Source organism: Novosphingobium pentaromativorans US6-1, from assembly GCF_000767465.1.
In the GTDB taxonomy this organism is placed as follows: Bacteria; Pseudomonadota; Alphaproteobacteria; order Sphingomonadales; family Sphingomonadaceae; genus Novosphingobium; species Novosphingobium pentaromativorans.
Genome location: NZ_CP009291.1, coordinates 2,194,374 through 2,207,890 on the forward strand (window position 1 = coordinate 2,194,374; position 13,517 = coordinate 2,207,890).

Consider the following 13,517-nt stretch of genomic DNA (forward strand, 5'->3'; position numbering starts at 1 on the left):
AGCCGTCAGCAATGCAAACCGTCCACAGACTTGATCCACTACGCCGTGCAGTCGACGCTCTGCGCACGCGTGGATCGCTCGCCCTCGTTCCGACCATGGGAGCGCTTCATGAAGGCCATCTGACACTCGTTCGCGAGGCCAAGTCCCGGGCGGACCATGTCGCGGTCTCGATCTTCGTCAACCCGCTGCAATTCGGCGCAGGTGAGGATCTCGATGCCTATCCCCGCCAGTTGGAGCGCGATTCGGCACTGCTGCAGGCCGAAGGCGTTGACTTGCTGTGGGCGCCCACCGTCGATGCCATGTACCCGGACGGCTTTGCCAGCAACATCTCGATCTCGGGCGTGAGCGAAGGTTTCTGCGGCGCCTCGCGCCCCGGCCACTTCGATGGCGTCGCAACCGTCGTGTGCAAGCTGTTCAACCAGGTCCGGCCCGATTTCGCCCTGTTCGGCGCCAAGGACTGGCAGCAGCTGGCCGTCATCCGCCGCATGGCCCGGGACCTCGACCTCACCCTGCCCCTGGCCGACAACATCATCGGCGTGGAGACCGTGCGCGAGGCGGATGGTCTCGCGATGTCCTCGCGCAATGCGTACCTCACCCCCGAGCAGCGCGGGCAGGCCGCCACCCTGCCCTCGGCGATGAAGACCGCCATCGCGGCCATCGAATCAGGCGAGACCATCGCCGCCGCCCTCGCGCAACTGGAGGCCACGCTACTGGCCGGCGGGTTCTCCGCCATCGACTATGCCCGGATCGCCGATGCCGACACCCTCGTTCCGCTCGACGCGCGCAGCCAGAGGCCGATGCGCCTGCTGGTCGCGGCAAGGATCGGCAGGGCGCGTCTGATAGACAACATGGCGGTTCAGCCACAGTAATGTGACAAAAAACACTGAAAACAACTGTTGTTGACTTTGAAATCCTGACTAAACTTGTTCGAGCCCGGGAAGTGGGCTGATGGCGAATCCAGTTTATCGCCCGTCAGGAGGGATGGATTTCATGAAAAAGCTTGCCTGCGCACTTGGCGCAATCGCAGTCGCTGCCTTGCCGCATGTTGCAACGGCGGCCGACAAGTCTTCGGCCCGCAAGCAGCAGGAACAGGGAACCCGCGACATTCCGCGCTGCACCAAGAACCTGGGCACCGTCGGAATTGTGGAGCCCGAAAACCAGTGGTGGCGCGAACTGAGCCTGGGCAGCCCCGAGGCCATCCTGCGCGTCTTCGTCCAGCGCTCGGGCTGCTTTACACTCGTCAATCGCGGCCGTTCACTGCAGAGCAGCGCCATGGAACGCGCCCTGGCCGAACAGGGCGAGCTGCAAAGGGGCTCGAACATCGGCAAGGGCCAGATCAAGGCAGCCGACTATTTCCTGCAGCCTGACATCGTCAGCACCAATTCCAACTCGGGCGGTGGCGGCGTCGGCGGCATCCTTGGCAGTGTCGGCGGCGGCCTGTTCGGTCGCGGCTTCGGCGCGGTGGCAGGCGGCCTCAACGTCAAGAAGGGCGAGGCGAACGTGACGCTTTCCATCGTCAATTCGCGCACGACGGTCGAGGAGGCGCTGACCGAGGGCTATGCCCGCAAGTCCGACATCAGCTTCGGTGGCGGCGGCCTGTTCGGCGGCAACACTTTCGGCGGCGTTGCCGGTGGCGGCTACCAGAACACCAAGATTGGCCAGATCATCGTGCTTGCCTACCTCGATGCCTATACCAAGCTGGTGACCCAGCTTGGCGGTCTGCCCGAGGACGCGGCAGCAGCAGCGCCCGCCGCGCGGTGACGCGAGGCTGGCCGGGCCTGCCGTGGCACCTACCCACCAGGTCTTACCCTGCATTGGCGCTTGCCCGACTCACTCGCGAGGCGTAATCAGGAAATCGACCGCGAAAGGCATCCCTCGCCAGGATCGCGATCCAGACCACGACATGCACCGCAAGGGCAAAGTCCATGGACAGGATCGCGGACAAGAAGGGCCGGTCAGGGGGCCGCTTCGAAAGAAGCGGCCCTTTCCCTTTGCAGCGGCGAATTTCCGGCAAGCGAGCCGATTGCGACGAGCGCACAGGCGCCTGTTGCAGCGCGCCTTGCCCACGGGGCAGTCAAGTCGGGAAAGGTCAAGTGCTGCCTGCCTGCATGCCGGGATTGGAGTCCAAGGGGGGACGGCCCGAGGCGCTACGTCCGAAACGTGAGCAGCGATCCGGCACTATCCTGCGACCGGAGAAGTGACAACTTCGGCTCGTCAGACGAACCTTTCAGCTTGTCGCATTCCTGCGCATTTCCCCCTGTTTTCAGGGCGCAAACGCCGCGCTGTCAGGCCGCAACCTGCAGTTGATTGCGGCCCGAACGCTTCGCCGCGTAGAGCGCCGCGTCCGCATTGTGGATCATGTCCTCCACACCCAGGCCGGCGATGTGATAGACCAGCCCGCAGCTGATCTGCGCACTGATGTCCTGTCCGAAAGGCAGATATACTGCTTCGCTCGCCACGCGATCCACGATGCGCCTGCAGATCCCCTGAGCCACTTCGGTACTGCCTGTACGCAGGAGAATGACGAATTCGTCGCCTCCCAGCCGGCCGACCAGATCTGTGTCGCGCACTTCGCTCACCAGACGCGCAGCGATCTCCCTGAGCACGGCATCGCCAGCCGGATGGCCGAAATCATCGTTGATCGACTTGAAGCGGTCGACATCGATCAGGGCGAGGCTGATGCCCGTTGTGCGCTCGTCGGCGATGGCGGCCTCGAAGCGCTCCATGAAACCGGCGCGATTGAGCACGCCTGTCAGCTCATCGGTATGGGCTGCATCGGCAAGTTGCCGTTCGCGCAGCTTGCGCCGCGTGGCATCGAGGATCGTTGCAATCGAACCTGCGAACTGGCCCTCGCTGTCATAGCAAGCGCAGAACGTCGCCTCGATCCAGCGTCCGTCTTCCAGCTCTATCTCTGCGATGGCCCGGCCTTGCGGATTGTCGATGGCCTCGACGTGCGCGCTCATCAGCGCATCGGCGCAGACCTCCTGCAAATCCAGGATATCCTCACCGATGAGGTCCTGCGCAGAGCGGCCGAAAATCGAAACGGCATCGCCCGCGACCTGCGTCACCCGCCCAGCAGGCGAGAAATTGACGAGAAGCACCGAAGAGCTTTCCGCCAGCACGTGGATCGCCCGCTCACGCTGGGCCAGCTTGTCCAGCAAGGCGCGGCGCTCGTCGAGCGATGCCGCGATCGGCATGTTGGTAAGCAAGAGGAAGGCGAGATAGACCTGAAAGAACGCGGCTTCGACCCAGAAGCCCTGCCATGAAACAAGAGACACCGGCCCGGCGCCATGCATCGTGGCAACGGCGCCGATTGCCGCGATCAGCATGACGGCCAGGTTCGTACCCAACCACCCAAGCCGAAACGTGACGAGAATCAGCGGCAAGATCGGCACGAAGAGCAACGGGAAATCGCTTTGCCGAAAAACGGCTGCGGCAACCACGACCACTACAGCCTGCAGTGCAAGTGTCTGGAGACGTTCGGCCCCGGACTTCGAGCGGAAACATTGCAGGTACTGGCCTGCAAAGAGGCAATGGAAGAATGGCGTGAAGACCAGCAGGCCGAGCGCATCGGCGGCGAACCAGATGGCGACAGACTCGCCGATCGGCTGTCCGAACATGAGGTAGGCAGTCAGGGCCCCGAAGCCCGTGCTGGCTGCCGGCGCCAAGAGCCCGCTCCAGAATATGAACCGGATCACCGAACCCTTGTCGTGAAGGAGCTTGTTGTCCGCGCTGACGCCCCGCCGCAGTCCCCAGGCAGCGATCAGGATTTCAGGAAGATTCGACAGGCCGAGCATGAGCGAACCGACCCCGGCGCCGCGCACGGCCATGTTGGCCGCGCCATTGCCCAGCAAGGCGGCAAGCAGGTAGAGCGGCCATTCTCCCCGGGGCCGCTGCAGCATCATGGCCACGACAACGGCATTGGCCGGCCAGACCGTGGCAATGCTGCCTTCGTAACTGGTAAGATGGATCGTCGAAGCCGCCAGCGCGAAATAGAGCCCCGCCGCCGCGATCGCCTTGCTCGCCGAACGGAGCGTCACGGCTGCCCTGATTGTATCTGCGACCCTTCCCATGACCCTGTGAAATAAACGAAACAAGATTATCAACGCGTTAAACCGGCGCCGTAAGCACCTGAAATCATGATGTGTTTACTTTGTCACACAAGAATGAGCCCTTGAAATTGCGTTCACCAGGCAACCGGTTGCCTGGACTCGAAAGGCGAACGGAAGTCATCGCCGGCCCCGCGATCGGCCAGACGACCCGATGCCGCGATATGCTTAATGGCCGGAAAAATTCGCCCTCGTGGACACTCCTGACTGAATTTCTTCCCTGCGCAGCCGTAGTTAATGGCTGGAAACAGAAACGCCGGAGAATCAGGGATGGCATATTTCGACCCCGAATGCGGATCTTCGCCGGTTCCGCGCCGGGAAACGCGCGAACAGGTGGAAATGCTCGCGAAATTTCGTCGCAACTTCGTGAGCAGCACGGTCCTGCTCAAGGACCTGACGCGCTTCGGCGCGAAAGTCGAAGGGGTAGGCCGCCTCTGCACCGATGAAGCCGTCAGCCTGGCGCTGCCGGGATGCCGGCCGTCGATGGCCTTCGTCGCATGGGCCAACGATCACAGCGCCGGCCTGGAATTTGCCGACCCGCTCGACGGCCAGACCTTCTCAGATCTCGTGGCCCGCTTCGGCCTCGGTCGCAGCGCTGCCAAGGCCGCCTGATCACGAAAAACCCGGGGCGGCCGGGTCGCCTGCGAAGTTTCAGCTTACTGCCGGTTCAAGAACCGAAATCGTCCCCGCATCGGCATCGATTTCGGCCATGACGCCGACCGGCATGCTCACCTGCCCGGCGATATGGCCAATCTGGGCGCCCTGGAATGCCGGCACGCCCAGCCCTGCAAACCGGCGGTCGAGCACTTCGTAGATCGTGAAGTTCGAATAGCCGCCCTCGGCATTGCTGCAGCCGGTGCACTGGCCGAAGACGACGCCCGCCAGTTTTCCGAGAATGCCTGCAAGGGCCAGCTGCGTCAGCATCCGGTCGATGCGATACTCTGCCTCGTTGGTGTCCTCCAGGAACAGGATCGCGCCGCTGAAATCGGGCAGGTAGGGAGTCCCCACCAGAGCCGCGAGGACGGTAAGGTTGCCACCGATCAATCGGCCACGTGCCTTGCCGCCCCGGAAAGTCCGCACCCGCTCGCTGCGCCGGCCGAGGTAGGTGCCGGCATGCTCGGGCACCGCATATGTCGGCGTCGCCCCGTCGAAAGCCAGTGCGCGGAACGATTCCCAAGCAGCCGGGGGCCAGGACGCCGAGGCGTTCGGTCCGTGAATGCTGGGCACGCCGGTCCGGGCGGCAAAGGCGAGGTGGAGCGCGGTATTGTCGCTGAACCCGGCGAACAGCTTGGGCGTGCGGGCCATCGCGTCGAAATCGAGCCATGGCAGTATGCGCGCGCAGCCCCAGCCGCCGCGTACGGCCATGATCGCGCGCACCTCGTCGTCGGCGAACATCGCCATGAGATCGCCTGCTCGGTCCTTGTCCGATCCGGCAAGATAGCCTTCGCGATCGAGCATATGCGGCGCAGCCCTGGGCTCCAGCCCCATGGCCCGCACGGCCTCCTCGATCTCCTCCAGCCCGAAGCGGTCGCCGATGAAACCGGCCGGGGCGACGAGGCCGAGCACGTCGCCCCGGCGCAGACGCGGCGGCTTCTGCCTGCTTGGCGCACCGGTCGGTCTTGCCGGCATCGCAGGGACCGCAATCGTGGCGGCGGCGGCGCCGAGGCCCATGAGCGCACCGCGCCGCGAAAGATCGGGGATCGTCATGGCGCAAGCCTAGCCGCAGGAGCCCGGGCAGGCGAGTCCCCGCATCTTCGCAAGAGTTTAATATGATGCGGCTATTCTCTCGACGGAAGCCGATCGAACCTCCATCTAGGATCTATGACCGAAGAAGAAAAGAAGATAGCCGACCGCCGCTTCTACAAGGCGGAGCAGGAAGCCTCGTTCGCCGATCAGCAGGAAGGCACCCTGCAAACCCAGAACCCGGCCTATCGGCTGGCGTTCCAGGACACCGAATTCCTCCTGCGCGACGAACTGCGCCCGGTGCGATTCCAGTTGGAACTGCTCAAGCCGGAAATGCTGCTCGAAGAAGCGAACATCGGCTCGACCCTCGTCATGTACGGATCGGCCCGTATTCCCGCGCCCGACGAGTGCGACGCCCTGCTGGCGAAGGCGAGGAGCGAACAGGAAAGGAAGATCGCCGAGCGGCTGGTCGCCAAGTCGAAATACTATGACGAGGCGCGCAAGCTGGCCCAGCTCGCCAGCAAGTGCGCGGTGGTCGAGAAAGGCATGCGCCAGTTCGTCGTCTGCTCGGGCGGCGGCCCGTCAATCATGGAAGCGGCCAACCGGGGCGCGGCAGACGTCGGCGCCGAATCGCTGGGCCTGAATATCGTCCTGCCGCACGAGCAGGCACCCAACCCTTACGTGACGCCGCGCCTCTCGTTCCAGTTCCACTATTTCGCGCTGCGCAAGATGCACTTCCTGCTGCGCGCCCGCGCCGTCGCAGTGTTCCCGGGCGGGTTCGGCACGCTCGACGAGTTCCTCGAACTGCTGACGCTGATCCAGACCGGCAAGATGAAGCCGATCCCGATCCTGCTCTACGGCCGCGAATTCTGGGAGCGGATCATCAATTTCGAGGCGCTGGCCGAAGAAGGCACCATCAATGCCAGCGACCTGGACCTGTTCCACTGGTGTGAAACCGGCGAGGACGGCTGGGCCCGGATCCGCGAATTCTACGACCTCGACTGCGGCTAGCAGCCGGCGTCGATCAGCGGACCGCGTGGTGCCCCATCGGTCCGTTGCCCGCGCCGAATTCCGGCGCATTGAGCAGGGCCGCGCGCACGAAATCGCGGGCGTCCTCGATGGCTTCCTCAAGTGTGGAACCCTGCGCGAGGAACGTCGCGATGGCGCTGGACATCGTGCAGCCTGTGCCGTGGTTGTGCCGCGTGTCGATGCGCGATCCTTGCCAGATGACAGGCTCGTGGCCCGGCACGATCAACCGGTCCTCGACCGTTTCGCCTTCAGCGTCACCGCCTTTGGCAAGGTAGGCCGCCCCGCGCGATGCCATTGTCTCGGCCCCGCCCAGTGCTGCCAGTTCGCCGATGTTCGGCGTCGTCAGCATGGCGAGTTGGATCAGCCGTTCGAACGCAGCCACCGTTTCCTTGTCAGCCAGCGTCGACCCACTCGTCGAAACCATGACCGGATCGAAGATCACCGGTACCTCCAGCCCTTCCAGCCGCTGCGCGACGCACTCTGCGATCGGGGCCGAGCCGAGCATGCCGATCTTCACTGCATCGACGCCGATGTCGGTAATGCAGGCATCGATCTGCGCGCCGACCAGCTCGGGAGACAGCGCCTCGATCGCCTGAACGCCAAGCGTGTTCTGCGCCGTTATCGCGGTGATCGCGGTCATCGCATAGCCGCCAAGCACAGTGATCGTCTTGACGTCGGCCTGGATGCCTGCGCCCCCCGAACTGTCGGAACCGGCAATGGCAAGGATACGAGCTGGCTTCATGAAATAGTCTCGACCGCACACCCACGGGCAGGCTCAAGGCGAACGGGTCAGGAGTCTGCACAAGGCCCCAAAACGTGCCGAGCCTGTCGCTGCACCTGGGGGGGGGAAGTGCTCCCTTAGGCCTTGTACCGCCTCTGCGTCGAGGGGGGATGCGCCGCGTGGTGCTTTTTCGCGCGCGTCGGGCGATCGGTCAGTTCGCCCCCGCAGTTGGGGCACAAGTCGTCGAGGTCGTCCGCGCACGCGGCGCAGTAGGTGCATTCGAAGCTGCAGATGAAGGCGCCGGGCGCCTCTGCCGGCAGATCGACGCCGCAGCGTTCGCAATCGGGGCGCATTTCGAGAGCCATCAGGCAGCCGCCTCTTCCACGGCCAAGCAGATCGAGGCGACCGCTGCCTCGACATCGCCGGCATTGTCGCCTTCGGCCATGACCCGGATCACCGGTTCGGTCCCCGAAGGGCGAATCACCAGTCGGCCCTTGCCCGCGAGCGACGCCTCGGCATCGGCGATGGCGGCCTTGACCCGGTCCACTTCCAGCGGCTTGCCGCCCGCGAAGCGCACGTTGCGCAAAAGCTGGGGCACGGGATCGAACAGGTGCAGCAATTCGCTGGCCCGCTTGCCCGACTTCACCAGCGCCGCGAGCACCTGCAGCGCGGCGACGGTGCCATCCCCGGTCGTCGCGTGGTCGAGCAGGATCATGTGCCCGGACTGTTCGCCGCCGACATTGTAGCCTGCGCTGCGCATCTTCTCGAGCACGTGGCGGTCGCCGACCTTGGTCCGCACGAGGTCGAGCCCGCGCCCCTGCAGGAAGCGTTCGAGCCCGAGGTTGGACATGACCGTGGCCACCACGCCGCCTCCGGTCAGGCGGCCCTGCTCCGCCCACTGGCTGCCGATCAGCGCCATGATCTGGTCGCCGTCGACCGTCTGGCCCTTCTCGTCGACGACGATCAGGCGGTCGGCATCGCCATCGAGGGCAATGCCGATGTCCGCGCCGGAAGAGACCACGGTTTCCTGCAACAGCTCGGGATGGGTAGATCCGCAGCGTGCGTTGATGTTCTTGCCATTGGGATTGACCCCGACCGCGACGATTTCCGCGCCCAGTTCCCAGAACGCCGATGGGGCGACCTGGTAGGCCGCGCCATTGGCGCAATCGATCGCGATTTTCAGCCCGTCGAGGCGGATGTCCTCGGGCAGCGAGCGCTTGACCGCGTGGATGTAGCGACCGCGCGCATCGTCGATGCGGCGGGCCCGGCCGATGTCCTCGGCATCGGCGAGCGCGAGATCCTTGCCCAGCAAGGCCTCGATCGCCAGTTCGTCCTCGTCGGAGAGCTTGTACCCGTCCGGGCCGAACAGCTTGATGCCATTGTCCTGGTAGGGATTGTGGCTGGCCGAGATCATCACCCCAACGTCGGCGCGCAGTTCACGCGTGAGCAGGGCCACCGCGGGTGTCGGCATCGGCCCGAGCAGGACCACGTCCATGCCCACACTGGTAAATCCGGCGACCATCGCGTTCTCGAGCATGTAGCCGGACAGGCGCGTGTCCTTGCCGATCACCACGCGGTGCCGGTGATCGCCGCGCAGGAAGCGGCTGCCTGCCGCCTGTCCCACTTTCATGGCGGTGGCGGCGGTCATCGCCCCCTGGTTGGTGCGCCCGCGAATGCCGTCGGTGCCGAAGAACTGCTTGCCCATGCTCAAGATCGCTATCGAATGTGTTGTCGGACTTGCCCATGCGGGCAAATTGCCATGTCGCGCAACTTCGTTAATGTCTGTTGCACCACAAGGCCAGCCATTGGTGCAATCCTGAGCAACGAGACTTCCCGAACAGGCAGCGCATCACGGATGCCCGAAATCCGCGTCCCCGGCTTGTTGACGCTTGCCGGTCTCGTCGCGGGTCTGGTCTGCGGCGCGCTGCTGGCACACTCGCCGGAGATGGACAGCGCACTTGCGATTGCCGGACCGGTGGGCTCGCTGTGGCTGCAGGGCCTGAAGATGACGATCCTGCCGCTCGTCGCCGGACTGCTGTTCACCGGCATCGTGGAGACAGCCGCCGCGGCCCGCGCCGAGGCCATGGCGAAGCGCACGATGGCCTTCATCTTCGGCTCGCTGGCTTTCAGCGCCTTCGTCGGCGCGACAGTCATGCCGCTACTGCTTTCGTTCAGCCCGCCGCCCGAAGGCGTCGCCGTGCCCGGAACCCAGGCTCCGCCCCAAGTGCCCGGCATCGGCGACTTCCTGCTGTCGATCATGCCGACCAATGTCGTCACCTCGGCCGCGAACGATGCGCTGCTTCCCGTCATCATCTTCGTCGCCCTGTTCGCCGTCGCTTCCTTGCGGCTCGATGAGGCGCCGCGCCGGCAGCTGGCCCTGCTGTTCGAAGGAATGGCCGGGGCGATGATGGTCCTGATCGGCTGGGTCCTGAAGGTCGCGCCGGTCGGCGTCTTCGCGCTCGGCTTCAGCCTTGCCGCGCGCAGCGGTGTCGCCGCGATCGGTGCGCTGGCGCACTACATCGTACTGGTCAGCGCTTGCGGCGCGGTGTTCCTGCTCCTTGCCTATCCGCTTGCCGCCGTGATCGCGCGCAAGCCGCTGGGCCGGTTCGCCGCGGCGGTCCTGCCCGCGCAAGTCGTCGCCATTTCCACCCAGTCCTCGCTCGCCAGCCTGCCCACAATGCTCGCGTCGTGCCGACGCCTGGGCGTGGCGACGACGACAGCCGAGTTCGTCCTGCCGCTGGCCGTGACCATCTTTCGCGCGACGAGCCCGGCGATGAACGTGGGCGTCGTCATCTATGCCGCGCACCTGGCCGGGGTAGAGCTGCATCCCGGCGCCATTGCCGCGGGCGTCTTCGTCGCCTTCCTCACCACTTTCGGGTCGGTCTCGCTGCCCGGCACGGTCAGCTTCATTGCTTCCACCGCGCCGATCGCCGCGGCCATGGGCGTGCCGCTCTGGCCGCTGGCAGTGCTGGTCGCGGTGGAAATGCTGCCCGACATCATGCGCACGGTCGGGAACGTGACGATGGACGTTGCGGTTACGGCCAGCGTAGATATCTCTCGGCAGAGCGCACCTGCCACGACAGAGGACTAAATCTGGGGCTACTGGCTTAGGGACGATACCCGATCTTGCCCCCGCGAGAGTCTCGACCTAGAGGGCCCGAAAACTCCCATCACTGCAGGAAACCACCGTCATGACCGATTCCGTCCAGATCCGCCGCGCACTCTTATCGGTGTCCGACAAGACCGGCCTTGCGGAACTCGGCAAGGCGCTGGCCGACCGCGGCGTCGAACTCGTCTCGACCGGCGGCACCGCCAAGGCGCTGCGCGATGCCGGCCTGACCGTCAAGGACATCTCGGAAGTCACCGATTTCCCCGAAATGATGGACGGCCGCGTCAAGACGCTGCACCCCAAGGTCCACGGCGGCCTGCTGGCGGTGCGTGACAATCCCGAGCACGCCAAGGCCATGGCCGACCACGAAATCGGCGCCATCGACCTCGTCGTCGTCAACCTCTACCCCTTCGAGGCGACCGTCGCCAAGGGTGCGGACCGCGACACGATCATCGAGAACATCGACATCGGCGGCCCCTCGATGGTGCGTTCGGCGGCGAAGAACCACGCCTACGTCACCATCGTCACCGACCCCAGCGACTACGAAGGCCTGCTCGTCGAGCTGGAAGCGACCGACGGCTGCACCACGCTGCCCTTCCGCAAGCTGATGGCCGCACGCGCCTTCGCCCAGACCGCCGCCTACGATTCGATGATCTCGCAGTGGTTCGCCTTTGCCGACCAGGGCCAGACCTTCCCCGAGATGCTCGCCGTCAACGGCCGCCTCGTCACGGAGCTGCGCTATGGCGAGAACCCGCACCAGAAGGCCGCGCTCTACACGCCGGTCGGCCCCTACACCAAGGGCCTCGCCCAGGGTGAGCAGGTGCAGGGCAAGGAACTGTCCTACAACAACTACAACGATGCCGACGCCGCCTTCGAACTCGCTGCCGAGTTCAAGGGCCAGGACCCGGCCGTCGTCATCGTCAAGCACGCCAACCCTTGCGGCGTCGCTCAGGGCAAGTCGCTGCTCGAGGCATGGGAAGGCGCCCTGGCCTGTGACGACGTCTCGGCCTTCGGCGGCATCGTCGCGGTCAACCAGACGCTGGACGGCGCCACGGCCGAGGCGATCTGCAAGATCTTCACCGAAGTCGTCGTCGCTCCCGATGCCGACGAGGAAGCCCGCGCATTCTTCGCCAAGAAGAAGAACCTGCGCCTGCTGCTGACCGGCGACCTGCCCGATCCGCGCCGCGGCGGCCTGACCGTCAAGCCGATCACCGGCGGACTGCTGGTGCAGGGCCGCGACAATGGCGCGATCGGCTTCGACGACCTCAAGGTGGTGACCGACCGCGAACCGACCGACCAGGAACTGAAGGACTGCCTTTTCGCCTGGACCGTCGCGCGCCACGTGAAGTCGAACGCAATCGTCTATGCCAGGGACGGCGTCACCGCCGGCATCGGCGCAGGCCAGATGAACCGCCGCGATTCCTCGCGCATCGCCGCGATGAAGGCCGCCGAGGCCGCCGAGAAGTTCGGATGGGACAAGCCGCGCACGGTCGGCTCGGCTGTGGCTTCGGACGCATTCTTCCCGTTCGCCGACGGCCTGCTCGCTGCAGCCGAGGCAGGTGCTACCGCCGTGATCCAGCCGGGCGGCTCGATCCGCGACGATGAAGTCATCAAGGCCGCCAATGAGGCAGGTCTGGCGATGGTCTTCACCGGCATGCGCCACTTCAAGCACTGATAACGGGGCCGGGACGGCCATGTGGCTGCACTGGCTCGGACCTCTTCTCGGACTGGCATTTCTGGCCGGTCTGGCTTCCGCTGCCGTGCTCCTTCGCCTTGGCAAGGTCCACGGCAGGCGGCGTATCCTCGCCACTGCGGCGTTGCCTTTCGGATGCCTCGCGGTCCCGCTGCTCGGCCTGTCGATACTGGCCGTCGCAGGCTGGGCATTCCGCCCCGGCTGACCGCGCCAACATCCAAAGGGACAGAAACCGGCGCGCAGCGGTGCTGCGGCTTTCCCTGCCTCGATTGTTCCCTCCATTCATCGCACGCGGCGCGCAACTGATCGCAGCATCATGCGAAATGTGGGTTTATTCACTGGACCGAAAGCACTTTAGCGGCATGTGGGCCGCATCGAAATCGAACTACGGATTGCTACGCAGGACATGGGACTCTTCAAGGCCGACTTCTACCGCTTCTTCGCTCTCGGGTTCGCCGGGGGCGCACTGCTGGTGTTCGGTTCCATGGGTCTGCACCACAGCGCTTCGCTGGCCGACAACATCGTCCCGCCGGCCGAGGCCGCGACGACGCGCTGAGGCCCGGCGCCGGGCAGGCCGGGGCCTCCTGCCCGCCCGGCGCGATTGCTTCCGGCCGCTTCCGGCCCCATATTGCGGCCATGGCGACACGACACGTACATCACGAACATTCGGGCGCAGGCCTCGTGAAGGCTGCGCAGTCCGCGCTTCTCAAGGCCGGCGAGCAGTGGACCGAAATGCGCGCCGACGTCTTTGCCGCACTGGCAGAGCATGACCGGCCCGCCTCCGCCTACGACCTCGCCGAAAACGTCTCGGCGCTGCGGGGCAAGCGCGTCGCGCCCAACAGCGTCTATCGCATCCTCGACCTCTTCGTGCGCACCAACCTGGCGCGCCGGGTGGAAAGCGCCAATGCCTATGTCGCCAACAGCCACCCGGGCTGCCGCCACGACTGCATCTTCCTGATCTGCGATTCCTGCGGCCAGATCGTCCATATCGACGACGACCGCCTGACCGGTTCGCTGATCGCGGCGGCACGCGATGCGGGCTTCGCCGATGTGCGCCCGGTGGTGGAACTGCGCGGGACTTGCGCGGCCTGCGGCTGACCCGGCGCACTCCCCCCGCCATGCGCCAAGCCCCTCGCGGCCTTGCGAAGTTGTCCGCCATACGGCAGGGCAGGG

At 65.3% G+C, this 13,517-nt stretch carries 14 protein-coding genes; 9 read left to right on the forward strand and 5 right to left on the reverse strand.

The features are described from left to right. The first annotated feature begins 11 nt into the window (after positions 1–11). Together panC and JI59_RS10170 are read left to right on the forward strand one after the other, a co-directional pair. The gene (gene panC, locus JI59_RS10165) at positions 12–869 is read left to right on the forward strand and encodes a pantoate--beta-alanine ligase (protein ID WP_039857251.1); all 858 of its coding nucleotides are present in this window, start codon (positions 12–14) and stop codon (positions 867–869) included. Between the two features lie 121 nt (positions 870–990). Then, the gene (locus JI59_RS10170; protein ID WP_038577443.1) at positions 991–1,761 is read left to right on the forward strand and encodes a CsgG/HfaB family protein; all 771 of its coding nucleotides are present in this window, start codon (positions 991–993) and stop codon (positions 1,759–1,761) included. 524 nt (positions 1,762–2,285) lie between these two features. Here JI59_RS10170 and JI59_RS10175 read toward each other — a convergent pair. Next, the gene (locus JI59_RS10175; RefSeq protein ID WP_038575972.1) at positions 2,286–4,073 is read right to left on the reverse strand and encodes a sensor domain-containing diguanylate cyclase; all 1,788 of its coding nucleotides are present in this window, start codon (positions 4,071–4,073) and stop codon (positions 2,286–2,288) included. 306 nt (positions 4,074–4,379) lie between these two features. Between JI59_RS10175 and JI59_RS10180 the strand changes: the two genes are divergently transcribed. Next, positions 4,380–4,721 (forward strand): hypothetical protein, encoded by a 342-nt coding sequence (locus tag JI59_RS10180; RefSeq protein ID WP_007012816.1) that lies wholly within the window; start codon positions 4,380–4,382, stop codon positions 4,719–4,721. A 39-nt stretch (positions 4,722–4,760) separates the two neighbouring features. Here JI59_RS10180 and JI59_RS10185 read toward each other — a convergent pair whose 3' ends face one another. Beyond that, positions 4,761–5,816 carry a S66 peptidase family protein gene (locus tag JI59_RS10185; protein WP_007012815.1) on the reverse strand — a complete coding sequence of 352 codons (1,056 nt, stop codon included), beginning with the start codon at positions 5,814–5,816 and terminating at the stop codon, positions 4,761–4,763. Between the two features lie 114 nt (positions 5,817–5,930). Between JI59_RS10185 and JI59_RS10190 the strand changes: the two genes are divergently transcribed. After that, positions 5,931–6,803 (forward strand): LOG family protein, encoded by an 873-nt coding sequence (locus JI59_RS10190; protein WP_007012814.1) that lies wholly within the window; start codon positions 5,931–5,933, stop codon positions 6,801–6,803. A gap of 13 nt (positions 6,804–6,816) precedes the next feature. Here the strand turns inward: JI59_RS10190 and thiD are convergent, their stop codons facing one another. The 3 genes from thiD to glmM all read right to left on the reverse strand — a co-directional run bounded on the left by thiD (position 6,817) and on the right by glmM (position 9,247). Next, entirely contained in the window at positions 6,817–7,563 is a 747-nt protein-coding gene (gene thiD, locus JI59_RS10195; protein WP_038575974.1) for a bifunctional hydroxymethylpyrimidine kinase/phosphomethylpyrimidine kinase, read from the reverse strand. Positions 7,564–7,679: 116 nt separating this feature from the next. Next, positions 7,680–7,907: a DUF1272 domain-containing protein gene (locus JI59_RS10200; protein ID WP_007012812.1), complete on the reverse strand. Its 228-nt coding sequence runs from the start codon at positions 7,905–7,907 to the stop codon at positions 7,680–7,682. Beyond that, the gene (gene glmM / locus JI59_RS10205; RefSeq protein ID WP_007012810.1) at positions 7,907–9,247 is read right to left on the reverse strand and encodes a phosphoglucosamine mutase; all 1,341 of its coding nucleotides are present in this window, start codon (positions 9,245–9,247) and stop codon (positions 7,907–7,909) included. The genes JI59_RS10200 and glmM overlap by 1 nt, the downstream gene beginning before the upstream one ends. A 150-nt stretch (positions 9,248–9,397) precedes the next feature. On the opposite strand from glmM, the gene JI59_RS10210 reads away from it, so the two are divergent. From JI59_RS10210 to JI59_RS10230, 5 genes are all read left to right on the forward strand, one after another. Next, a complete protein-coding gene (locus tag JI59_RS10210) occupies positions 9,398–10,633 on the forward strand; it encodes a dicarboxylate/amino acid:cation symporter (protein WP_007012811.1) in 1,236 nt (411 codons plus the stop codon). A gap of 100 nt (positions 10,634–10,733) precedes the next feature. After that, positions 10,734–12,326, forward strand: a complete 1,593-nt coding sequence (gene purH / locus JI59_RS10215) for a bifunctional phosphoribosylaminoimidazolecarboxamide formyltransferase/IMP cyclohydrolase (RefSeq protein ID WP_007012809.1) — start codon at positions 10,734–10,736, stop codon at positions 12,324–12,326. A gap of 19 nt (positions 12,327–12,345) precedes the next feature. Continuing rightward, positions 12,346–12,549 (forward strand): hypothetical protein, encoded by a 204-nt coding sequence (locus JI59_RS10220; RefSeq protein ID WP_007012808.1) that lies wholly within the window; start codon positions 12,346–12,348, stop codon positions 12,547–12,549. A 201-nt stretch (positions 12,550–12,750) separates the two neighbouring features. After that, positions 12,751–12,900, forward strand: coding sequence for a hypothetical protein (locus tag JI59_RS10225; RefSeq protein WP_238532509.1), 150 nt, complete (start codon positions 12,751–12,753; stop codon positions 12,898–12,900). 80 nt (positions 12,901–12,980) lie between these two features. After that, a complete protein-coding gene (locus JI59_RS10230; RefSeq protein ID WP_038575977.1) occupies positions 12,981–13,442 on the forward strand; it encodes a Fur family transcriptional regulator in 462 nt (153 codons plus the stop codon). The last annotated feature ends 75 nt before the right edge of the window (positions 13,443–13,517 follow it).